The sequence below is a fragment of the Marinobacter sp. 1_MG-2023 genome, assembly GCF_030549045.1.
GTDB lineage: Bacteria > Pseudomonadota > Gammaproteobacteria > Pseudomonadales > Oleiphilaceae > Marinobacter.
On record NZ_JAUOST010000003.1, the window covers coordinates 324,062 to 345,845 of the forward strand.

Genomic DNA, 21,784 nt, shown 5'->3' on the forward strand with positions numbered 1-21,784 from the left:
TTACTATCGACAAAATCCGGGATATCTTGAATAAATGCTAAGTATTATTTTCTACGAAATCACGGGCTGCGCCCTCGTCACACTTACGGCAATCAAGCTGAAAGCCAAGCATAGACCCTCGCCCCTCCGCGGTGATCACCCAGGGCCTGTTGATCCAGGGCGGCGAATGGCGCACATGTTGGTTATGACCACAGGCCAGTCGGGCGACCCAGTGATCCTCTTCATCCTTGTGATATCCGATTATCGGCTGCTTCATGTTAGAGACTTGGTGCGCCCGGCCCAGGCGGACCAGGAATAGATCGCCAAGGCTATCCAGATCATTATAAAACTTGTCAGCTTTTCGACGCTGAGGGGCTCACTGAACACCGTCAGCGCAATCAGAAACTGAATTGTCGGGTTGATATACATAAGAAAACCAACCGTCGCCAGGCGCAATCTTCGAGCAGCGCCGGCAAACGCCAACAAAGGGACCGCCGTTACCGCCCCGCTGGAAATCAGCAACAGCGTGGTCGCTGCATCTTCCGAAAAGTGTGAAGCCCCGGAATAATTCAAAGCAGTGAGCGCCATAATGGCCACGGGCAGCAAAAGCAAAGTTTCCACAAACAGCCCCGAGAGCCCATCCAGAGCTACCTGTTTGCGAAGCAGGCCATAGGTTCCGAAGCTGAACGCCAGCACCAGCGTTATCCAGGGCACAACGCCCAGCAAAAACAACTGATACAGAATCGCAAGCGTTGCGAGCACTACAGCCAGAATCTGCAACCGGGAAATACTCTCCTTGAGCACCAGCATGCCCAACCCAACATTTACCAGTGGCGTCAGAAAATAACCAAGGCTGGCCTGAAGCACCTGCCGGGTTTCCACGGCATAAATATAAACGCCCCAGTTCACAGCAATAAGCACGGCACAACCAAGAACAAATCCCAGTTTTGCTGGCTGCGCAAGCGCCACCCTTACGGGTTGCCAGCGTTTCAGAAAGGTGACAGTAAACGCCAGAAACAGACAGGACCAGATCACCCGATGAATAACCACTTCCCAGGCTGGGACCCCGTCAAACAGCGCAAAATATAGCGGAAAGCAGCCCCACATAGTGTAGGCAAACGTGCCGTAAAAAACGCCTTTTCGGGCTTCCTGCGCTGCCATACTGATAGCTTCCTCATTATATTTCGGCACTAAATTTAACATACCTGGCGGGTTACGCACTTAGGCAATATGGCTTAACCTTTGAGTACATTCAAAGTACGGAAAATCTGCCATGAAAACAGCCCGGGATTTTGTTGCCGAAGCCAGGCAGCACCTTCAGAAAATATCCCTTGAGGAAGCCGACGGCCAAACCGTAACTGCCATCATTTGACTGATCGCTGCTATACTGCGCCGAATAGCCCCCAAAACTGACGCCAATGACTACTCGTGATACCAAGAACATCATTCCTTCCCGGAGTGCTGATCCCGACGTCTCAGGGCAATTGTCTGTGGCGGGGCTTCAAACGATTCTCGATAATCTTGACGCCCTGGTGTATGTCGCCGACTTTGATACGTATGAGCTGTTATACATAAATGCTTATGGACGCAGGATTTGGGGTGAGTTCCAGAAAGGCGGGAAGTGCTGGAAAGTCCTGCAGAACAACGATGGTCCCTGCAGCTTCTGCACAAACAGCCTGTTGATCAAAAACCATAACGAAGCCACCGGTACACACGTATGGGAATTCCAGAACGAGGTCTCCAAACACTGGTATCAATGTCGGGACCAGGCCATTGAGTGGACCGATGGGCGCCTGGTTCGCCTGGAAATTGCTACTGATATCACTGATCGAAAAAACATGGAACTGGCCTTGCAAAGTGCCCGACAACAAGCGGAGGCTGCTTCTCTTCAGGACGAACTCACACGCCTGAATAACCGTCGGGCGTTTTTCCAGTTTGGCGAGCAACTACTCAGACAGGCACGCCGGCAGCAGACGCCACTGGCCGTAATCATGTTCGACCTGGACCACTTCAAACACACCAATGATAGTTATGGCCACGAGGCGGGAGATGCGGTTCTCAGAGCGGTCGGCCGTTTGCTCATGGACAAAGTACGGGAATCAGACGTTGCAGCGCGTATTGGCGGTGAAGAGTTCGCCGTACTCCTGCCGGACACACCTCTGGCCCAAGCTGTGGAATTGGCTGAACGGTTACGCTTTCTGTTGCAGGAATTGCGGATTCGCTACCGAAAAACCGAACTCCGCCAAAAAGCCAGTTTTGGCGTGGCCACCCTGTCAGTTGACGATGACAGGCTTGAGGCATTGCTCTCACGAGCTGATGAAGCCATGTACCTGTCCAAGACGCGAGGCCGGGACAGGGTACATACTTTTTCACAGCTCTGAGATGGATTTTAGAGCAGCCTGAAAAGTCTAAGGCCTCCGTGTAACTGCCATGGTCAGGCGAGATATACAGGTCGTTTTACCCGCTTCATTTTCCATACGGATTTCCCAGACCTGAGTCGCACTGCCAATATGAATAGGCCTGGCCGTCCCATAAACCCAGCCTTGGGTAACCGGACGAATGTGGTTGGCGTTGATTTCGAGCCCGACTGCGACGGTATCAGGATCTTTCAGGCACCAGTTGGCAGCCATACTGCCCAGGGTTTCTGCCAACACCACCGACGACCCTCCGTGGAGAATGCCAAAAGGCTGCACCGTGCGCTCATCGACCGGCATCCGGCCTGTTACATAATCGTCACCAATTTCGGTGTACTCAATGCCCATGTGGCTGACGGCTGTATTTGCGCTGGCTTTAGCCAAATGCTCAAGGTCCGGTGTGCGGGTCCAGATTGCCATACTGATAAAACTCTCTGACGGGTTTAATAGAAGTATCTCACTGCCACTACGGCTCCAGAGACATGTATCTGGCCGTATACTCACTGACAATTTCGGCCATACGACCTGCATCGATGAGTTTAAACAGCCTATCAGCAATGCGTTCACGGAACTCAAAGGTGTTACATTGCGAATTCTTGGAAAACGTAAAGAATAGCCCTTCGTTGCTAATGGGCACATCGAGCGCAACAAACTTGTCTGCAAGGCCAAGCCGATGAAGCTTCACCTGCCCCTGCAACCGTTCATACAAAACGTAATCAACGCGTCCGGCCAACGCCATATCGAAGGATTGCTCTATGGTTCTGACGCTGACAACTTGTAAGTTGCGTTCAGCATAGCGGTCAAATCTCTGACCGAAACTGTTGTTTATCAGTGTACTTCCCCGCTTTCCTTTCAGGTCAGGCCAGTGACGATACTCAAACACCCCGTCTTTGGGTACCCAGACGGCCGTGGGAAGATACGTGAATGGAGGCAACAGGTAATCCATATACTTGATGCGTTCAGAGGTAATAAACGCACCGGCAACCATATCGAGTTCCCCCACCCGGGCAAGGCGCTGAACTCGCGCCCAGGAGCCGAGGCGCCGCACCTCCAGCTGCACGCCAAGTGGTTCGAGGATCTCTCTTAGCAGAGCGGTTGCCGCACCGGTCAGGTGCTCAGGGGCCTGAGGGTCTTCCCAGAGAAGTGGCGGGTACTCCGGATTGCCACTCACAGTCAAGGTTTTGCAGGCCGGCTCTGCTGCTCCTGAATTACAAAAAACCATCAGCACCAGCATCACTGGCAACAGCCTTCTGACGACGGTAGATGCTTTTTTTCGGGAACCTGACAAGTATGCGACCATCCTGTTTGTTGGCTTATTGGATCAAAGAGCGTACTGATCCATATACTTCAGCACCAAATTTTCGTATGTGCCTTCTGCCTCTATCAGCTTGAGCGCAGCGCGTATATCGTCAGAATATTCCACTACCGGCGAGGTTCTTGCAACGGCGATCCAAGAACGCTCCCCGGGTACAAAAAACGGAGACACCTGCACAGGCAGGTCAAGCTCTCGAACCGTATACAAACCCGCGAGCTCCGGGACAACCACTACATCCACCCGGCCTTTTTCCATCATCAGGATCAGGTTCTCATACCGGGGGGCAGCTTCTTTGTGCAACTGCCCGTCATTATCGAACCGCGGGAAATAGCTGGCTCCCTCCAATACGCCGATGGTTTTACCATAAAGGTCCGCGTAACGCTCAATACGGTCAGAATCCTTGATGTGCAAAAACAGCCTGCGTTCCGGCGGAAAGGCAGGTGCAACAAATACCATCTGTTCGTCTCTTCCTGATGTTTTGAGGGCTCCAAGCATGACATCCACCTCGCCCCGCCTGACCATCTTCAGGACTCGCCGAAAGGGGGCCTCCCGATAATGGGTTTCCCAGCCCAGCCGGTTCGTAATTTCCCGGAATATCTCTACATAGAGACCTGAGGGCTGTGCACCTTCGATTATCCGGTACGGCGGCGCATGATCCGCACCCACCGTAACCGTCAGGGCACGAACCGTCTCTGTCCCCTGCTGGGCATTTGCGGAAAGAGCCATCGCCGCAAACAGAATGGCAACAAGTATTCGCATGGTCTGTCGTTTCTCCACAAGCTAAAAACGATCTATGACAGTCGTATATACACAGTATAGGCGTTCTCAGATCCGCAAACGGTCTAGCTGCGTAAAATGGTGTGAAATACGACGGTTGAATTCCATCGCTTACAGCACAAGAACGAGTTACGGGTCTGGTAAAACAGGTGAATCTCACTTCTCAATGAAAAGGACGCGCACTATGAACATCCTCATGGTTCTGACTTCCCACGACCAGATGGGAGACACTGGCCACAAAACAGGCTTTTGGCTGGAAGAGTTTACCGCGCCCTATTATGTGTTCCGTGATGCAGGCGCAAACATCACCATCGCATCGCCGAAAGGCGGCAAGCCGCCAGTTGATCCCAACAGCGAAGCCGAAGACGCACTCACAGACAGCACCCGACGCTTTCAGGCGGATGCGCACGCCAAAGAATCGCTCGCCAGCACAAAAAAACTCAGTGACATAGATATGAACGGGTTTGATGCTGTCTTCTATCCGGGCGGTCATGGTCCTCTTTGGGATTTGGTCAACGATGCAAAATCTGTCGCACTGATCAAAGCTGCCTACGAACAGGACAAGGTAATTGGAGCGGTCTGCCACGCGCCGGCTGTCTTCAAAAACGTAGAGATCAAGCCCGGGCAAAACCTGGTGGGCGGTCGCGAAGTCACCGGATTCAGCAACAGCGAAGAAGAAGCAGTTGGTCTGGCAACGATCGTACCTTTCCTGCTCGAAGATATGTTGAAGGAAAACACCGCAACCTACTCAAAGGGTGATGACTGGGCTCCGCACATTGTGGTGGATGGCAAGTTGATTACCGGCCAGAACCCGGCTTCATCAGAGGGTGCAGCCAAGGCTGTGGTTCAGGCACTTCAGCAAGCCTGAAACCTGTAATGTTCACCCCGGCCTGGCGCATCGCCTCGTCGGGGAACCTCGCCCTGCATAATCTCCCGCAAATAAGCGCCAAGATACGTCAGTCTGTGCTAACGTTTTGAAGAACATCTCAAAAGGCTGGCTTTTTCATGAGTAATCCCAAACACACCCTTTTCTGGATGACCTTTTTTCTGGCGGTTGTTGCCATCGTTGGCGTGTTGGTCCACAAACCGTTGATCACCGCATTTATGGCGAACTGGGTCTTCAACCTATTGATTGTCGGCGTGCTGATCATCGGCATCGGCCTCACTTACCGGCAGGTATTCGTGTTGTTCCCGGAGCTTCGCTGGATCGCCCAGTTCCGTACCGGGCATTCCGGCCTTTCAGTGCTTGAAGAACCCCGCCTGCTCAAACCACTGGCACGGCAATTGGGCGAAGAGTCCAAACGTGACCGCTTTACGCTCTCGACCATGTCGCTCAGAACAGTTCTGGATGGCATTCATTCCAGAATGGATGAGCAGCGCGAAATCACACGATACTTCATTAACCTACTGGTTTTTCTTGGCCTTCTCGGTACCTTCTGGGGGCTGCTCGGCACCATCAATGCAGTTGGCGAGGTCATTACCAACCTGGACATGGGCCAGGGTGATTTCGGCAAAGTATTCGCGGATCTTCAGACCGGATTGCTGACGCCCTTGCAGGGCATGGGCACTGCATTCAGCTCCTCTCTGCTCGGCCTTGGTGGCTCACTGATACTGGGTTTTCTTGATATCCAGGCCGGCCATGCCCAGAACCGTTTCTATGACGGGCTGGAAGAATGGCTGACCGGTGTTACCAATCTGCTGGACCCGTTCACCAGCGATGAACGCCAGCCATGATTGGATCCAGACGTCGAAGCCGAAGCACCACTAACGTATGGCCGGGGTATGTAGACGCACTCTCCGCCCTGCTGATGCTGGTGATCTTCATGCTGTTGATCTATGTGGTCAGCCAGCTTTTCCTGTCCCAGACACTGTCTGACCGTAACTCCGAACTGGCCCGGCTAAATCAACGGTTGAACGAAATTTCACAACTGCTGGGGCTGGAGCAAAGCAAAACCGAAGCTCTGGAACAACAAATGCTCACGGTTCAGAGCAACTTCAGCGACAGCCTAGCGCAGAACGAAGACCTGCAGGACCGATTGGACGCCTCACGTAACCAGCTGATGCAACAGACCGCCGATGCCGAGGCCCGGGCTGAAAGACTGGCGAACATGAATCAGGAGCTGGACGACAAGGACGAGCTTTCTGCCAGCCAACAAAACATGATCCTGCGCTTGTCCAATCAGATTGCATCCTTACAAGACCAGCTGCGACAAATAACCGCTGCACTGAAACTGCAAAAAGAAATGACCGTCGACAAGGAAGACGAACTGGAAGATGTCAGTAGACGCCTGAATACTCTGCTGGCGGAACGCATCAATCAACTGGAGCAGTACCAGTCCGAATTTTTCTCGCGGTTACGGAACATTCTGGCCGCCAATGAAAACATCCGTATTGTCGGTGACCGGTTCCTGCTGCCATCCGAGCTGCTGTTCGCTTCCGGCTCGGCCCAACTGGGCGAGGCGGGCAAGCGGGAACTCGACAAACTGGCCGGCGTGTTACTTGATGTGGTTAAAACGATTCCCGACGACCTTGACTGGATTCTTCGCATTGATGGCCATACAGACCTGATCCCGATCAACACGCCGCAGTTCCCCTCCAACTGGGAGCTGTCGACCGCTCGTGCGGTGGCGGTAGTCCGCTATCTTGCGGATCAGGGCGTGCCGCAAAACCGAATGGTCGCCGCCGGCTTTGGCGAGTTTTTCCCGGTTGCAGATGGAACATCACCGGATGCCTTGCAGAAAAACCGGCGTATTGAAATCAAGCTGACTGACCGTTAGCCCAGACCGTGCTCCAGAAGCGCGTTAACGGTGGTGGTATAAGGGGCATCGATACCGAGCGTTTTGGAACGCCGCAGCACCGCTCCCGCAATGCTATCCAGTTCCAGGGGGCGGCCTTTTTCCTTGTCGACCAACATCGACGTTTTGATCGCGTTAAAGCTGCTGATCAGCTCGAACATTTCGTCGACATCCGCCTTGCCAAGTTCCAGACCATCGGCCTTTGCCGCAGCGGCTGTCTCCGCCATCATACCGTACACAATCCGGCTGAATTGCGGGTGCCGCGTCAAACTTTGTGTATCCAGCCCGGTAAGTGCCGAGATTGGGTTAACCCCGTTATTGATAACCAGCTTTCGCCATAACTCATAGCGAATATCATCTGAAATAACAGTCGGGATACCGGCCCGTTCAAAAGCACTCTGCAGTATTTCCAAAAGTGGGCGCCTGGCATCCTGTTCTTCCGGAACAGCCGGCCACTCGCCCATAACAACCTGCGCGACACCTTCTGCCTCAACCACACCTGGCTCAACAATATGGCCACCGATACGCACTGCCAATCCACCCAGAACGCGGCTTTCACCAAGTATCCGGGCAATCATCGGCTCGTTGTCCACACCGTTCTGTAATGACAGAACAGGCACGTCACTTTGTGCCAGCCATGGAGCAAGCTCACTCAGAACAGCTTTTGTTGCGGTGGACTTGAGCGCAAAGACGATCACATCAAAATCACCAGGCTGGTAGTTCTGCATCAGCGCAGCATGATCAACAGCCGGGACACTGCACTCTATCTGCCGGCCTTCGTAATGAACCACCAGGCCCTTTTTCTCCAGGGCTGCAAGGTGGGCACCCCGGGCCGTAAGCACGATCCTGTGACCAGCCTCAGACAATCTCGCGCCATAATAGCCGCCAATACCACCTGCGCCGATCATGAGAATGCTGAGCATGAAAAATGGCCTCCCTGTTCATCCATTTCGAAGATCGCCAGGCTGCGGGTTATCTTCGCTCGCAGCCCGGCGTCACAAGAAACTTGGTTTAAAAATGAATCACAGTCCGAATACTCTTACCCTCATGCATCAGCTCAAACGCCTCGTTGATATCTTCCAGCGGCATTTCATGGGTAATGAAAACATCCAGCGGGATCTCTCCCTTCTCAGCTTTCTCTACATAACCAGGCAGCTCCGTACGGCCTTTTACGCCGCCAAACGCTGAGCCCTTCCAGACCCGGCCGGTTACCAGCTGGAACGGGCGAGTGCTGATTTCCTCACCGGCACCGGCAACGCCGATGATGATGGATTCACCCCAGCCCTTATGACAGCACTCCAGTGCCGAGCGCATCAGATGAACATTGCCCACGCACTCGAACGAGTAATCCACGCCGCCGTCCGTCATTTCGACGATGACTTCCTGAATCGGCTTGTCATAGTCTTTCGGGTTCACCACATCGGTAGCACCAAGTTGCTGCGCAATCTCGAATTTACCGGGGTTGATGTCTACCGCGATGATACGGCCGGCTTTTGCCATTTTGGCGCCGATAATCGCCGCCAGTCCTATGCCTCCCAGACCAAATATCGCCACAGTTGCGCCTTCTTCAACCTTGGCGGTATTGAGCACAGCACCAATGCCGGTAGTTACACCACAGCCCAACAAGCACACTTTATCCAGAGGTGCTTCTTTGGGGATTTTTGCCAGGGAGACTTCCGGCAAAACGGTGTATTCCGAAAAGGTCGAGCAGCCCATGTAGTGATACAGCGGCTCGCCTTTGTATGAGAAACGAGACGTACCATCGGGCATCACGCCCTTGCCCTGGGTGGCGCGCACAGAACCGCACAGATTAGTCTTGCCAGAGGTGCAGAATTTACACTTACCGCACTCAGCTGTGTAAAGCGGAATAACGTGATCGCCAACTTCAAGGCCGGTTACGCCTTCACCAAGGGCTTCCACTATACCGCCGCCCTCGTGGCCCAGAATGGTAGGGAACAGGCCTTCCGGATCTGCACCTGAAAGCGTGTAGGCATCGGTATGGCAAACCCCGGTTGCGACAATTCGAACCAGAACTTCCCCCTTCTGGGGTGGTGCCACATCAACCTCTACGATTTCCAGCGGCTTATTGGCTTCGAAGGCCACGGCGGCACGGGATTTAATCATCTTGAATCTCCTATAATCCAGTTGGCAAAGCCGTCACCGGCCTGATAACAGCTACTGTAACATTGAAAAACAGCCCCGGCTCGCCTGCCGTCCGGCAATCTTTCCGGCAGCCCGCCACGTAAATCTGTAACTGACATGTACGAAACCTCTGAAATACAGGATCGTCACTTTGCGCACACTTTACTGGTTTACCCGGGATCTCCGCCTACACGACAATGCAGCCCTGCTGGCGGCTTCGAGATCCGACATGCTGCTCTGCGTTTACGTGGTTGATCCACGCTGGTTCGTACCCGGCCCTATGCAGTCGAAAGCCATGGGCGCTCATCGCTGGCGTTTTTTGTGGCAAAGCCTGATGGGGCTCGAACGCAACCTCAGGGCCCTCGGCCAGCGACTGCACATCGCCTATGGCAAACCCGAAGAGGTGATTCCGGCACTCGCGCAAAACCATAAAATGAATAGCGTCATCCGTTCGCGCCAACCGGGGACACGTGAAACAGGCCAGTGGCAAACAATTGGTGACAAGCTGCCTGGAATCGTTTTGCAGGAATTCGAAACGCTCAGCCTGTATACCGAGGGCTCGCTCCCCATGAGACTTGTGGATTTACCGGATACCTTTTCAAAGTTTCGCAAACTGATCGAAAACTCCGGTGAATCCGCGCCTTCGCCATTGCGAATCCGCACTTTGACGGCCTTGCCACCTGCCCCGGGATTTCCAGAGGACAACCGGGGAGAGTGTCCCGCCGTAACCGAGCCAAAACACTTTATTCCGTTCACTGGCGGAGAAAAGGCCGGTCTGGCGCGGCTTCAAGAATTTCTGTTCACTAACCACGCTATCAACGACTACAAACAAACGCGAAATGCCCTGGACACCTGGGACGCCTCCTCAAAGTTCTCGCCCTGGTTGGCAGATGGTTCGCTTTCCGCGCGGGAAGTCGCAGAGACCATTGTTGAATATGAGCGCACTGAAATCCGCAACGAATCCACTTACTGGCTATGGTTCGAGCTTCTTTGGCGGGAGTATTTCTACTGGTACGCTGTCAAACATTGTGCTGATCTGTTCCGGCGTGATGGTGTGCAACGTAAACGCCGACCTGTAACCTTTTACGCGCACCGTTTCAAAGCCTGGTGCGAGGGCAACACCCAATACCCACTGGTAAACGCCGCGATGAACCAGCTCAGGGAAACTGGCTATTTGAGCAACCGTAGTCGGCAGTTGGTAGCCAGTTGTTTTGTGAACGAGCTGGAACTGGATTGGCGTTACGGAGCTGCATGGTTCGAGGAGCAGCTAATCGATTATGATGTAGCGAGCAACTATGGCAACTGGCAGTACCTGGCCGGTGTAGGTGCCGATCCAAGAGGCCTCCGCCGGTTCAACCTTGAGAAACAGGCACAACAATACGACCCTGATGGCACCTTCGTCAGCAAGTGGCGCGGCCAGGCCGAACAGCCTGTGGGACTGCACCTGGTGGATGCGGCAGATTGGCCGGTTTCGTGACACTGTTTCGTCTGGATATCATTTTTAACCAAATAGAGGACACTTGTTCATGGCTCTGTTCAGCCAGAAGGATGCACGTAAACAGTTGAATGAAGAAGCAGAGAAAGTGAGCCGTGCAGATCTCGAAACACTGCTGGATCGTCAGCAGGCTATTGAAACAAAGGTCAAAGGCAGTGGAAAGTTTGAGCGGTTCAGCGCCGATATCAAGCTGATGTTTGCCATGTTACGGGATTACAGGAACGGCAGTTACCGCGACATCCCCTGGAAAAGCATTGCGGCAGTGGCGGGCGCGCTCCTGTACGTTATGAACCCGCTGGATTTGATTCCCGATTTGATTGTCGGCATTGGTTTTGTGGACGATGTTGGCGTAGTTGCACTCTGTCTGAAACTGGTTGAATCTGATCTGCACAAGTACGCCGCCTGGAAAGAATTACAGGAAGAGGTCACGCAATCGACACAAGCAGATTGATTGAATTATGAACTACAGGTAATCTCACAACCTCACTTTAAATCGTCAAACCCTCTGGAGAGCATGTGGATTTAGCCACTCTGATCGGTCTGCTTGGTGCCCTTTTACTAATCGTGACCGCCGTTGTTCTAGGTGCAGCACCCGATGTTTTCCTCAACTCCTCATCGCTACTGATCGTTGTTGGTGGGACCCTGTTGGTCGTGCTTGCCAAGTTCAGCATCCCTCAGTTTCTTGGGGCCTTCAAAGCGGCTGCCCGGGCATTCAAGTTCAAGCTCCCGGAAACCCAGGCCAGCATTGAAGAACTGGTAGACGTAGCCAATGTTGCCCGCAAAGAGGGAGCGCTTGGACTTGAAGGGCGAGATGTCTCGTCACCGTTTCTGAGTAGCGGCATCCAGATGCTGGTAGATGGCCAGACCGGGGAGACGATCAAGCAACTCCTTGATAAAGAACGCCTGATGACTCTGGACCACAACCGCTCTGGCTCCAAAGTGTTTATGGCAATGGCGGATGTGGCGCCAGCAATGGGCATGATCGGTACCCTGATTGGCCTGGTCCAAATGCTTTCCAACATGGAAGATCCGAAATCCATCGGACCGGCCATGGCCGTCGCGCTGTTGACCACGCTTTACGGCGCAATGATCGCAACCATGATTGCCACCCCTATTGCCGACAAGCTATCCCTTAGGATGACAGAAGAAGCCCGCCTGCAGATGCTTTATACCGATGCACTGGTGGCTATTCAGCATGGCACAAACCCGCGTATTATCGAACAGATGCTCTCCAGCTACCTGACTCCAAAGGAGCGCGCCAAAGCGCCTGAGGCGGAGGCCGCCAGCGGATAAGCCCCATGGATGAGCTGCCAGAAGAGGAAAAACCGGGCATCCCGGCCTGGGTTGTAACCTTCGCCGATTTAATGTCGCTGTTGATGTGTTTCTTTGTGCTTCTGTTGTCGTTTTCTGAAATTGACGCGATGAAGTTCAAGCAAATAGCAGGTGAGCTATCAAAGGCGTTCGGCGTTCAGCGCGACATACCCGCGCTTGAGATCCCCCAGGGCACCAGCCCGATTTTCGACAAATTTTCTCCAGCGCCTCCCGAGCCAACGCTGGTTAATGAAATAAAGCAGACGACAACCGATCAGCAGCCAGAGCTCCAGACCCTTAAAAGTACTACCGATCAGGCTCTGGAAGCCGCTGCGCAGGAATCCCTCGAGGCCAGCACGTCAAGCATCCGGGAAGTGCTTGAAGAAGCCATAGATGATGGCCGGGTTACTGTAGAGAAGGATCAGGATCAGCACCGTATTGTTATACGAGTGGAGGAGAAAGGCTCTTTCCCTTCCGGCTCGGCGGAGCTGACCTACGAGTTTGAAGGCCTGCTTCTGGAAATGGCGAAAGTGCTGGCAGAAATGCCCGGAAAGTTGATGGTCGAAGGGCACACCGACGATATACCAATACGGACATCCCGCTTCTACAGTAACTGGGATTTATCCGCCGCCCGCTCCGCTGCAGTCGCAAACGTGTTGTTGGCCACCGGCGATGTTGAGCCCACGCGTCTGGCTGTAAAAGGGCTGGCCGATACCGAGCCCCGGGTGGAAAATGTCTCTGCAGAAAACCGCGCGAAGAACCGGCGCGTTGAGATCATCATTGACTTGTCCGAACCACTGGAGGAGCAAGGTGTGAAGTTGCGTGAGCTGATTGAACAAGACGCCAGTGAACGCGAAGCCACCATCGATATCCGGCCCATCACCATTAGCCCGGGAGAAGATTCGAACTCGGAGTCGGATGCAAACGGCGTTATTACCTGGTAGCCGGAGTGGTGGGCAAATCAGAGTTCACCGTACCAACTCAACGCAGCTTATAACCGGTCAGTTCCATGTAGCCCTCTCCGGTGTGGCTACCAGAAACGCTGACCGGGCTTTCCCAGTAGGGATAAAGCCCCCGGTTAAGATAATCACCGGGCGGCACATTTAATTGCAGTTCTACCTGATAATCCGGAATCCTGAGCAGCCAGCGCACGGGCACATCGTTGTCGCGCTCCAGTTCTTTCAGGTTCAACTGTTCAGGGCGTAATGGCACAGGATCACCACCTGCAGGCAGCCAGGTGCCAGACAGGAAACCGCCGCTGTCATCCCGCAAACGAAAGACCATCAGCTTGTCGCCACCATCCAGGTGCAGCGCGAACCAGTCCCAGCCTTTTTGACCGGTTTTCAGGAGTTGACTGCTCCATTCCCGATCAAACCAGCCCTTTCCCGTGACCAGCAGCACCTCCCCATCAAGCCTCACTTCGCCGGAGATGGCAATGTCCACCAGACTAAAATACATCGAGCCTTCCCCACTGACAGATTTCGCGCTGAACCCTTCCTCTCCGTGGGCCACGGGCGCGCCCTCAATGCTCAGAGTCAGGTCATAGCTCCAATCCTCGCCATTGGCCTGAAGTTGCCAACGGCTGTTGTCTGCATTGCCACTCAGCCGCCAGTTATCCAGCCAAACCTGCAAGGGTAAGGCGGTCGCCCCCGCATGCCCGATGTCGCCACGGGCGAGCTTTTCCGCGAAGTAGTGCTGGCCTTTCCAGCTTACCGCGCCGTGGGCCATCCATGCAGCTTGCAGCGGCCAACTGGTGGACGCTGGCGCAGGCGCGTTTGCGGCTCTGGGCTCGAGGGCCTGGCGGAACTGTGTCCATTGCAGACCCAACGGCTCACCCGCTTCGGTCTCAAGGTTTGCAGTGAGGTACCACCACTCAATGCGATGCTGAGGATGCGGCCCGAAATCGGCGGGAAACGTTAGCCGGTCTCCGGGGCCTGGCTGCAGATACGGCCTATCGGTTCCGGAGCTCGCGCCCTCTTTGCTCTCCAACCCTGCCAAACCGGCAAAGCCCTCTTCTCCGGTGTCGCCGGAGCAACCGGCAAACTGAGACAGAGGCAGAGACAGAACCAATGCAAAACCAAGGTTCCGGATCATCGCTCCCCTCCGTTCAAAGCACTGGCAGATGCAGGCGCAATAGCGGGCTTGCCAAGCTGACGACGCATCAGAGCCGCGATGCTCACGCCGATAACTAGGCTGAGAATTGCGAGTTCTACCCAGAAGATCGGGTACACAGCCATGGGTAGTGACCAACCAAACGCCAGAGGGTTGATCCGGTGCACCAGCACCCAGGTCAACCAGATGCCCAGAGGCAAGGCCAGCACAGCCACTCCGCCCGTCAGCATCAGCGCCAGCCGCAACAACTGGCCTGCGACTTCGCGCTGTTGCATGCCCCAGACTACCAGCAACCGGAAATACCAGACACGGGTAGAGAAGAACACCCACCCCATCATCAGCAACGCCGAAGCAGCCAGGATCAGAGTAAGCAGCGTCATCGCGCGGGTCAGCGCGAACGTCTGATCAAACACACCCGTGGCCAGCTCCCGGATACTGCTGTTGTCCCTGAAAGTTAGTGCGTCAACACCCCAGATTTCCACAAGTGCATCGGTAACCGGCGCAATCCCGAATTCCCCGGGCGTCACGGAAAAGCTCTCGAAACGGATATTAAAATCATCGGGTAAGAATTCAGCGTTCAACAGGACTTCCCCCACTGGCCTGCCGTAGTCCGGGTACACACCCAACACCGGAACCACCTGTGCCTGATCCCCGAGAGTCAAATAAAGGCTGTCTCCAACATCGAGTCTTTGCCGACGAGCGAGTTGCTCGTTGATCATCGCACCTTCACCGGAGGCCAAAGCTCCCCAGGGCTCATCTGCCGTATCCAACAAGTTCCATGCGCGTATCAAAGAACCCACTGGCGCGACCGTAAATACATCCACTTGCTGGCTGCCCGCATTACCCTGTGCCTCCAGCTGCGCCTGACCCCGAATCACCCTGTGCCACTGCAAACCCGGAACCTTCGCTTGCTGGCTGGTGAGCCATTCCGCTGCTTTGCGCCCATCCGCTCCAGCGGGCACTTCAATGTAATATGCGGCTTCCAGCCGCTGTGCCAGCCAGCGATCAAAGGTATCTTCAAACGTAGTAACCAGAGCCTGGACGGCAAGCACCATCGCCAGCGCAAACTGCAATGCAACCAGGGGTAACGTCAGGCGGCGAACCAGTACGGCAAGCTCCCGGAAGCGCCACTGGGCGAGTGGATCCCTGGATCGGGCAGCGTGCCAGTGGGCCAGGTGGGCCACCGCAGCCGGCGTCAGCCAGCCTGCCCCTGCGAAGACCAAAGCCACGGCCACAAATACCCACAGCAATGCAGGAGAAAGCCAGGCCAGGACCAACCCCGCTACCAACAGCGTCGTTGCCATCGCCGCCAGCGTAGGTCGCGCCAAAGTAAATCGTTCACGAAACCTGAGCAAAAGCAGATCCCCCAAACAAGCGATCACTACAACTGCCAGCATAACCAGAACCGGCACTAACCAACCCTGCCCTTGTCCGGCATAAAGAGGAATATCAAACAGCCCGTCAAGAGCTTGCCCGAACCCACTCCCGAGCCCGGCGGCCAGCCAGCGCCCCAGCCAGACTCCCGGCACCACACACAGCAGCGCCAGCACAAGAATTTCGAGCACCAACCAGCCTTGAACTCGTCCGGGTGAGACACCAAACCGATGCAGCAGGGCGAAGCTGTCCCGGCGCTGCGCCAACCCCAGCAAATAAACGCTGCGCAATAGCAAAGCAGTGATCAGTAGTACCAGCACACCCAGGGCTTCAAGGTTGAGCAGAAAGGAGTCGCCAAGCTCGCCAGTGTCCGGGCTGGTTGAGAAAGTTTTCAGCCGGTAAGCAGGGGGCAGGTCAGAGGCTTGAGTCGCTTCCGGTGTCAGCAGGTACAGCCGGCTCTCGCGGGCACTCATGCTGGCTGCAGAGTAAATATCCACAAATGGGTTGCCATCCAGAGGCTGGTCAAGCGCCTGAGATGCGCCTGCTCCAACACTGAAACAATGGGCCGCCAGCGGATCAATACCAACAATACGGCTTCCCGTGTCAGGTGTTACCTCCAACCACGGCATAACACAGAGACCGGCAAGACGAAGTGTAACGAAATCTTCAACGGCCAGAGCCCGGCCGTCACTTCGCACCACCTGCTGGCGTTCTGCTACGGCCTGCTCACTCTGATCCAGGCTTGCTCTGGCCTGGCTGGTGAGATGGTTCACCCCCGTCCATAACATGGTTGCAAGAACAATCATGCTTCCCAGCGCAACCAGTTGCAGCGGATGACGACGATAATGGCTGAGCAGGGCCCGGGGCAGGAAGAAAAAGGTGGAGAGAGACAGAAGAGCTCTCATACGGCGCCTGAATGGCCGAGATCCAGGTGCTGCTGGCAACCCGCAGCAAGTTCTGCGTCGTGGGTTGCCAGTATCAGACCGCAGCCGTAGCGGGCCTGAAGGTCGAACAGCACACGGGTAACATCGTCGGAGGTATGGCGATCAAGGCTCCCTGTGGGCTCGTCCGCCAAAATCAGCGCCGGTTCCATCGCAAAAACCATGGCCAATGCCGCGCGCTGGCGCTGGCCGCCGGATACCTCGTCCGGGTAGCGCTGGGCGAGATCACCAATATCGAGGCGGGTCAGCCAATCTTCACTTTTCGCCGGATCACGACCAGCAAGCCGGGCGCGAAACCGCACATTCTCCAGCAGCGACAGTGCGGGCATCAGGTTCGCCTCCTGAAATACCACGCCGATCCGCTGTCGACGCAACGCCGACCACGCTTTTGCTGTTCGAAGGGCCACCGTGCCGCCGGCCTCGAAAACCTCGCCACATATGACAATGGTGCCGGCATCCGGCCGTTCCAGACCACACAAGAGGTTCAACAGAGTGCTTTTGCCGGAGCCAGACCGACCAGTAAGGGCCAACGACTGCCCTTGCCCGAGGGTAAATGACAGTTTTCCAATAACCGGAACAGTTTCGTTGCCGCTGACAAAATGCTTGCCCAGGCCCCGAACAGCCAGCAGAGATTCAGTCATAAAAGTACCTCTTCTCACTGCCGTTTAAGACTCTCCTGCCCCCAGCGGTTCTGCCTCTCCACCGTGGCGCCTGGCTCGCCATTCGCGGATCTGCTCCAGCCAGGATAGCAGGGCCGGAATAACCAGCAGCACCAACACCGTAGACAATCCCAGACCAAAAGCAATGGATGTGGCCATGGGAATCAGGAACTGCGCCTGCAGCGAGGTTTCAAACAGCAGCGGCAGCAATCCACCAATGGTCGTCAGCGATGTGAGCAATACCGCACGTACCCGCTGGACAGCCGCTTCGTTCAGAGCCTCGTTGATACCCAGGCCCTTCTGGCGCTGCTGGTTGTAAAAGGACACCAGAATAATCGCGTTATTCACCACAATACCCGCCAGGCCAAAAAAACCGAACAGCGATAGAACCGTGAGCTGTAGCCCCATCAACCAGTGGCCCAACAAGGCGCCTACCAGGGCAAAGGGAATAATTGCCATCACAATTAAAGGCAGGGTCCATGAGGAAAACACCCAGGCCAGGATCACGTACATCAATGCCACACCGATCAACAAACCGGTTTTCATATCCGCAATGGTTTCGCGCTGATCCGCAGCCCTACCTTCAAAGCTATAACGTACCCCGTAGCGGCTGGCAATATCCGGTAGCGCGCCGGCCTGCAGGCTCTCGAGGATCTGATCCGTGGTACTTACCCGGGTATTGAGCGCAGACGTTACTTCCACCGCCAGCTTACCGTCGGCGTGGCGCAGTGCCTCAAAGCCCTGCCGATGATCCAGGTTCATCACCTGCCCCAGGGGTACAAAGCGTCCATCGGGTAAACGCACAGTCACGCGGGACAGCGTAGATAAGCGCTCACGCTGATCCCGGGGCAGCTGCACCCGCACTTCCATCTCATCACGGCCGTCCTGGTAGATCTGGGCAACCCTGCCATCAAATGCTGACCGCAGCTGGCTACCCAGATCGGTGGTGGTGAGGCCAAGCGCCTCACCGTAGGCGCTGGCCTGATAAATCAGTTGTTCCCGGCCCCAGGGCATATCATCTTCCACATCCAGTACACCGGGCAGGGTCGATAACGCCTGCGCCAGTTCGTCAGCCGCAAATTTCAGGTTTTCTGCGTCATCCCCCGTTAGCCGCACATTCACATCCCTGCCTGGGGGTCCCGCCTGGCGCTCGGAAATAGCAAGGTTATCCAACCCGGCCGGCAAGATCAGTCGGCTGCGCCATTCGTTGATAAATTCCGGGTTACGCACCGGCCGCTGATCCGAAGGCACCAACTCAATCATTATGGAGCCGAGCTCATCGCCGGTACGTGAGCTTCCTTCGGCGCCCAGAGTTGCGCCCTCCATGGTCACCGCGTGCAGAATCAGGTTGCCGCCTAACGCCGCCTCCGTGTCATTCAGCGTTTTCTGCATGTCGGTCATAAACCGGTCAACAGTCGCCCTCTCCGTGCCCGCAACAAAACTGGCGTTGGCGTAGAGAACAGAAGGCTCCGGCGTCGGAAAGAAATTGAACCCGAGACGGCCGCCGGCAAGGAGCCCCACGGTAACCAGTGCTAACGCCAGAATACTTGCCATGGTAATAGCCCGGTTTTCCAGGCTACGCTGGGAGAACCGGCGAAAAGGACCTTCGCGAAAGCGATCAAACCGGCGTTCAAAACCAACTCGAAAACGCGCAACCGGATTGCGGCTGGGCGTAGCGGGTTCTGCAGCCCCCGTCTTTCCTGTACGCCGGGGGGTGAAGGCATGCCGTAAATGCGCCGGTAGCACAATGAAGCACTCCAGAAGCGATGCAATCAGCACGCAGATCATGACAACCGGTATATCGCCGAGAATGTTGCCGATTACACCACCTACAACCAGAAGCGGCATAAAAGCCGCAACGGTGGTCAGAGATGAGGCCAGCACTGGCCAGACCATTCGCTTGGCAGCGCCCTCCGACGCATAAACCGAGGCTTCACCCATGCGGGCATGAGCATCGGCATCCTCACCCACTACGATGGCATCGTCTACAATCACCCCCAATGCCATGATCAGAGCAAACAGGGATATCATGTTAATGGAGCCGCCAATCAGCCAGAGCACACCCAGAGCGGCAAGAAACGCCGTTGGAATCCCTACAGCCACCCAGAATGCCACGCGCCCCGGAAGAAACAGATACAGCAGACATACAACCAGTATCAGACCGCCAAGACCATTACTGGTCAAAAGGGAAATGCGATCATTCAGAAGCTGCCAGGTCTCATCGTAAACCTCCAGCTTTATCGAAGGAGGCAGGGTAGCTCGCGTCTCGTCGAGCCATTGTTGCAGAACCTTGGCTGCCGCCAGGGAGTTACCGTTTTCCGAACGCTGGAGCTGCAGCTCGATAGCCGGAAACCCATCACGGGTGAGCGTAACCTGACTGTCCCGATCTTCCTGACGAACCTCGGCGATATCCCCAAGCAGCAGTTGCGTGCGTTCGCCACTGAGAACAGGCACAGACTCAAATGCCTGCGGGCTGCGCCGCTGTTCAACAGACCTTAGCTCCCGGGCTGCATCCTGCTGGGCCATTATGCCGGCGGGCAAATCCCGTGAAACCGAAGCCACCCGGTCGGCAACCTGCCCCAATGTGAGCCCCAGCGTCTCCAACTTTTCCACCGGAACATCAATGCTGATTTGCTGCTCCGGCAGTCCCTGGAACGAAATCCGGTCTATACCCTGCTGTAGAAGCTCGTCTTCAAAGCGGTAAGCCAGAGCTCGCAGTTCGCTGCGATCAACATCCCCGAACACCAGTAACCGAGCGACAGGCTCGTAGCGTTCAATCCGGGTAACCTCAGGCTCCTCAGCCTCTGCCGGAAGATTGGTAAACTCATCCACCTGCTGACGCACATCATCCAGCGCACTGATCGGATTGGTGCCTTCCTCAAACTCCAGGGTTATGGCCGCCACGCTCTGAGCCGACGTGGAGGTCATCTTTTTGAGCCCATCCACACTACGCAGGCGCTGCTCCAGAGGGTTGGTGATCCCCTGCTCCACATCTTCAGCGGAAGCACCACTCCAGACCACGCGCACACTGACCACGTCCAGCGCAAAGGTAGGAAAGAACTGAACGTTCATACGGGTAAGTGCCAACCCACCGGCAAGCAGCATCATGATCATCACAAGGTTGCCAGCAACCTTGTGATGCACAAAGAAACCGATAACGCCTTTTTTACGCCTCATCGTACTTCGCTCTCATCGTCGGTCACGTCAACTTTCAGCCCGGTGAGCGCATTGGGCAGATGCGTGACAATCAGACGGGCACCGGGCTTCAATGCCTCTCCGGCAATCAGGAGGCGGCGCTCGCCATTCGCCGAGAGAGCTTCGCCCACACGCTCTACGAGAACTCGCCGCATGCGGTTATCGTCTGTCATCAGATAAATGCTGTCAGCGCCGTACAGGGCACTGAATGGGACGGCGACCGTTGCGTTGCGCTCTGGTCGTTCGAGGCTGACCGGCAGCAGAGCCCCCGGGCGCAACCCCCCGGCATCCCCGGCCAGGGCAAAAATTGCCTCGGTTCCGGCGGGGTCGCTGGTACCGGCAAAGCGCTCGAATCGAAAGCGAATGTCCCGCTTGTCACTATAGGCATAAAGGCTTTTGCCCTCAGCCAGTGCGTCTGACAGCTCGGCCCGGTACATATCTGGCACCCTGGCTCGAAGCTCCAAACCCTTTACGGCGTAGACAGAGAATAATTTCTGGTTTCGGGATACCTGGTCGCCAACAGCGACCTGAACATCCGTCACAACACCATCAAACGGAGCAACAACCCGGGAGCGCTCGGCATCCCGCTGGGTTGTTGCAAGCGTTGCCTCGGCCTGGGCAAGCCTGGCTTCAAGGCTTTGCAACCGTGCCGGGTGTTCGTCGATGGCGCGTTGGCGAATACTGACGACCAGCTCAGCCCTGGCTGCGCCGTCTGTTACGATCTCGAGATCCTCACGGGAAGCAAGGTTGCGGTCTACCAGGGAGCGGGTACGCTCCAGTTGCCGGCGGGCGTTGGCCAGAATCGCATGCTCGCTTTTGAGCGCGGCCTGATCATTGCGGTAGCGCACTTGTTCAGATCGAATCTGTGCCTCAAGATCGGCCACCTGAGCTTTCGCCTGGGCCAGCACTGGTTCAATATCCCCGGCATCCAGAGCGACCAGCAAGTCTCCAGCGCTCACTCGTTGCCCCTCTGAAACCGGCCTTTCGCTAATGCGACCAGCCAGGGTAGCCACCACCGACACCTGTTCGGGCGCCACCACCTCACCATACAAAGGCAACACCGGTGTGTGTGCTTCCGGTGCGACGACCTGAACCTGTACTCGCCAACTGCGTTCAGTTGCGCTTACTGAGGCAGGCTCCGGCCGGGTCATTTTCAGAAACAGAAACCCAAGAACACCGGCCGCCAGAATAATCAGAGGTATAAGTCGTTTGGACATCACGTAGTAACCAGCTAAGTTAAATATAGCTCCGTCACAAAACGGAGCCTGTCATCAG

At 55.6% G+C, this 21,784-nt stretch carries 20 protein-coding genes; 8 read left to right on the top strand and 12 right to left on the bottom strand.

Going from position 1 to position 21,784, the window contains the following annotated elements; translation table 11 throughout:
• Window positions 1-37: 37 nt before the first annotated feature.
• Together Q4606_RS10935 and rarD are read right to left on the bottom strand one after the other, a co-directional pair.
• On the bottom strand, window positions 38-256 hold the full coding sequence (locus tag Q4606_RS10935; RefSeq protein ID WP_303607531.1) for a DUF3565 domain-containing protein: 219 nt from the start codon (window positions 254-256) through the stop codon (window positions 38-40).
• On the bottom strand, window positions 253-1,140 hold the full coding sequence (rarD, locus tag Q4606_RS10940) for an EamA family transporter RarD (protein WP_303607532.1): 888 nt from the start codon (window positions 1,138-1,140) through the stop codon (window positions 253-255). Before rarD ends, Q4606_RS10935 begins: the two co-directional genes overlap by 4 nt.
• A gap of 257 nt (window positions 1,141-1,397) precedes the next feature.
• On the opposite strand from rarD, the gene Q4606_RS10945 reads away from it, so the two are divergent.
• Window positions 1,398-2,360: a GGDEF domain-containing protein gene (locus Q4606_RS10945; protein ID WP_303607533.1), complete on the top strand. Its 963-nt coding sequence runs from the start codon at window positions 1,398-1,400 to the stop codon at window positions 2,358-2,360.
• A 27-nt stretch (window positions 2,361-2,387) separates the two neighbouring features.
• Here the strand turns inward: Q4606_RS10945 and Q4606_RS10950 are convergent, their stop codons facing one another.
• From Q4606_RS10950 to Q4606_RS10960, 3 genes are read right to left on the bottom strand one after another with little or no spacing between them, the layout of a single operon-like run.
• Window positions 2,388-2,813 carry a hotdog fold thioesterase gene (locus tag Q4606_RS10950; protein WP_303596933.1) on the bottom strand — a complete coding sequence of 142 codons (426 nt, stop codon included), beginning with the start codon at window positions 2,811-2,813 and terminating at the stop codon, window positions 2,388-2,390.
• A 46-nt stretch (window positions 2,814-2,859) separates the two neighbouring features.
• Window positions 2,860-3,681, bottom strand: a complete 822-nt coding sequence (locus Q4606_RS10955) for an ABC transporter substrate-binding protein (protein ID WP_303607534.1) — start codon at window positions 3,679-3,681, stop codon at window positions 2,860-2,862.
• 33 nt (window positions 3,682-3,714) lie between these two features.
• Window positions 3,715-4,467, bottom strand: a complete 753-nt coding sequence (locus Q4606_RS10960) for an ABC transporter substrate-binding protein (protein ID WP_303607535.1) — start codon at window positions 4,465-4,467, stop codon at window positions 3,715-3,717.
• A 202-nt stretch (window positions 4,468-4,669) separates the two neighbouring features.
• Here Q4606_RS10960 and Q4606_RS10965 point away from each other — a divergent pair, with 202 nt between their 5' ends.
• The 3 genes from Q4606_RS10965 (at window position 4,670) to Q4606_RS10975 (ending at window position 7,262) form a co-directional block, all read left to right on the top strand.
• Entirely contained in the window at window positions 4,670-5,353 is a 684-nt protein-coding gene (locus Q4606_RS10965) for a type 1 glutamine amidotransferase domain-containing protein (protein ID WP_303596931.1), read from the top strand.
• A 137-nt stretch (window positions 5,354-5,490) separates the two neighbouring features.
• A complete protein-coding gene (locus tag Q4606_RS10970) occupies window positions 5,491-6,219 on the top strand; it encodes a flagellar motor protein MotA (protein ID WP_303596930.1) in 729 nt (242 codons plus the stop codon).
• Window positions 6,216-7,262 (top strand): peptidoglycan -binding protein, encoded by a 1,047-nt coding sequence (locus Q4606_RS10975; RefSeq protein WP_303596929.1) that lies wholly within the window; start codon window positions 6,216-6,218, stop codon window positions 7,260-7,262. Before Q4606_RS10970 ends, Q4606_RS10975 begins: the two co-directional genes overlap by 4 nt.
• On the opposite strand, the gene Q4606_RS10980 is transcribed toward Q4606_RS10975, so the two are convergent.
• Together Q4606_RS10980 and Q4606_RS10985 are read right to left on the bottom strand one after the other, a co-directional pair.
• A complete protein-coding gene (locus tag Q4606_RS10980; RefSeq protein WP_303607536.1) occupies window positions 7,259-8,203 on the bottom strand; it encodes a ketopantoate reductase family protein in 945 nt (314 codons plus the stop codon). The genes Q4606_RS10975 and Q4606_RS10980 overlap by 4 nt on opposite strands.
• Window positions 8,204-8,291: 88 nt before the next feature.
• Window positions 8,292-9,404: an S-(hydroxymethyl)glutathione dehydrogenase/class III alcohol dehydrogenase gene (locus Q4606_RS10985; protein ID WP_303596927.1), complete on the bottom strand. Its 1,113-nt coding sequence runs from the start codon at window positions 9,402-9,404 to the stop codon at window positions 8,292-8,294.
• 169 nt (window positions 9,405-9,573) lie between these two features.
• Between Q4606_RS10985 and Q4606_RS10990 the strand changes: the two genes are divergently transcribed.
• From Q4606_RS10990 to Q4606_RS11005, 4 genes are all read left to right on the top strand, one after another.
• Entirely contained in the window at window positions 9,574-10,899 is a 1,326-nt protein-coding gene (locus Q4606_RS10990; protein WP_303607537.1) for a DASH family cryptochrome, read from the top strand.
• Between the two features lie 49 nt (window positions 10,900-10,948).
• Window positions 10,949-11,368 (top strand): YkvA family protein, encoded by a 420-nt coding sequence (locus Q4606_RS10995; RefSeq protein WP_303596925.1) that lies wholly within the window; start codon window positions 10,949-10,951, stop codon window positions 11,366-11,368.
• A gap of 65 nt (window positions 11,369-11,433) precedes the next feature.
• Entirely contained in the window at window positions 11,434-12,210 is a 777-nt protein-coding gene (locus Q4606_RS11000) for a MotA/TolQ/ExbB proton channel family protein (RefSeq protein ID WP_303596924.1), read from the top strand.
• A 5-nt stretch (window positions 12,211-12,215) separates the two neighbouring features.
• A complete protein-coding gene (locus Q4606_RS11005; protein WP_303607538.1) occupies window positions 12,216-13,172 on the top strand; it encodes a flagellar motor protein MotB in 957 nt (318 codons plus the stop codon).
• A gap of 37 nt (window positions 13,173-13,209) precedes the next feature.
• On the opposite strand, the gene Q4606_RS11010 is transcribed toward Q4606_RS11005, so the two are convergent.
• Genes Q4606_RS11010 through Q4606_RS11030 form a run of 5 tightly spaced genes read right to left on the bottom strand, consistent with a single transcriptional unit; the run spans window position 13,210 to window position 21,726 of the window.
• The gene (locus Q4606_RS11010; protein ID WP_303607539.1) at window positions 13,210-14,322 is read right to left on the bottom strand and encodes a lipocalin-like domain-containing protein; all 1,113 of its coding nucleotides are present in this window, start codon (window positions 14,320-14,322) and stop codon (window positions 13,210-13,212) included.
• Complete coding sequence (locus Q4606_RS11015; protein ID WP_303607540.1) at window positions 14,319-16,619, bottom strand: FtsX-like permease family protein; 2,301 nt, start codon at window positions 16,617-16,619, stop codon at window positions 14,319-14,321. Before Q4606_RS11015 ends, Q4606_RS11010 begins: the two co-directional genes overlap by 4 nt.
• Window positions 16,616-17,296, bottom strand: coding sequence for an ABC transporter ATP-binding protein (locus Q4606_RS11020; RefSeq protein WP_303607541.1), 681 nt, complete (start codon window positions 17,294-17,296; stop codon window positions 16,616-16,618). Before Q4606_RS11020 ends, Q4606_RS11015 begins: the two co-directional genes overlap by 4 nt.
• Window positions 17,297-17,320: 24 nt before the next feature.
• On the bottom strand, window positions 17,321-20,491 hold the full coding sequence (locus Q4606_RS11025; RefSeq protein WP_303607542.1) for an efflux RND transporter permease subunit: 3,171 nt from the start codon (window positions 20,489-20,491) through the stop codon (window positions 17,321-17,323).
• A complete protein-coding gene (locus tag Q4606_RS11030) occupies window positions 20,488-21,726 on the bottom strand; it encodes an efflux RND transporter periplasmic adaptor subunit (RefSeq protein WP_303607543.1) in 1,239 nt (412 codons plus the stop codon). Before Q4606_RS11030 ends, Q4606_RS11025 begins: the two co-directional genes overlap by 4 nt.
• Window positions 21,727-21,784: the final 58 nt, after the last annotated feature.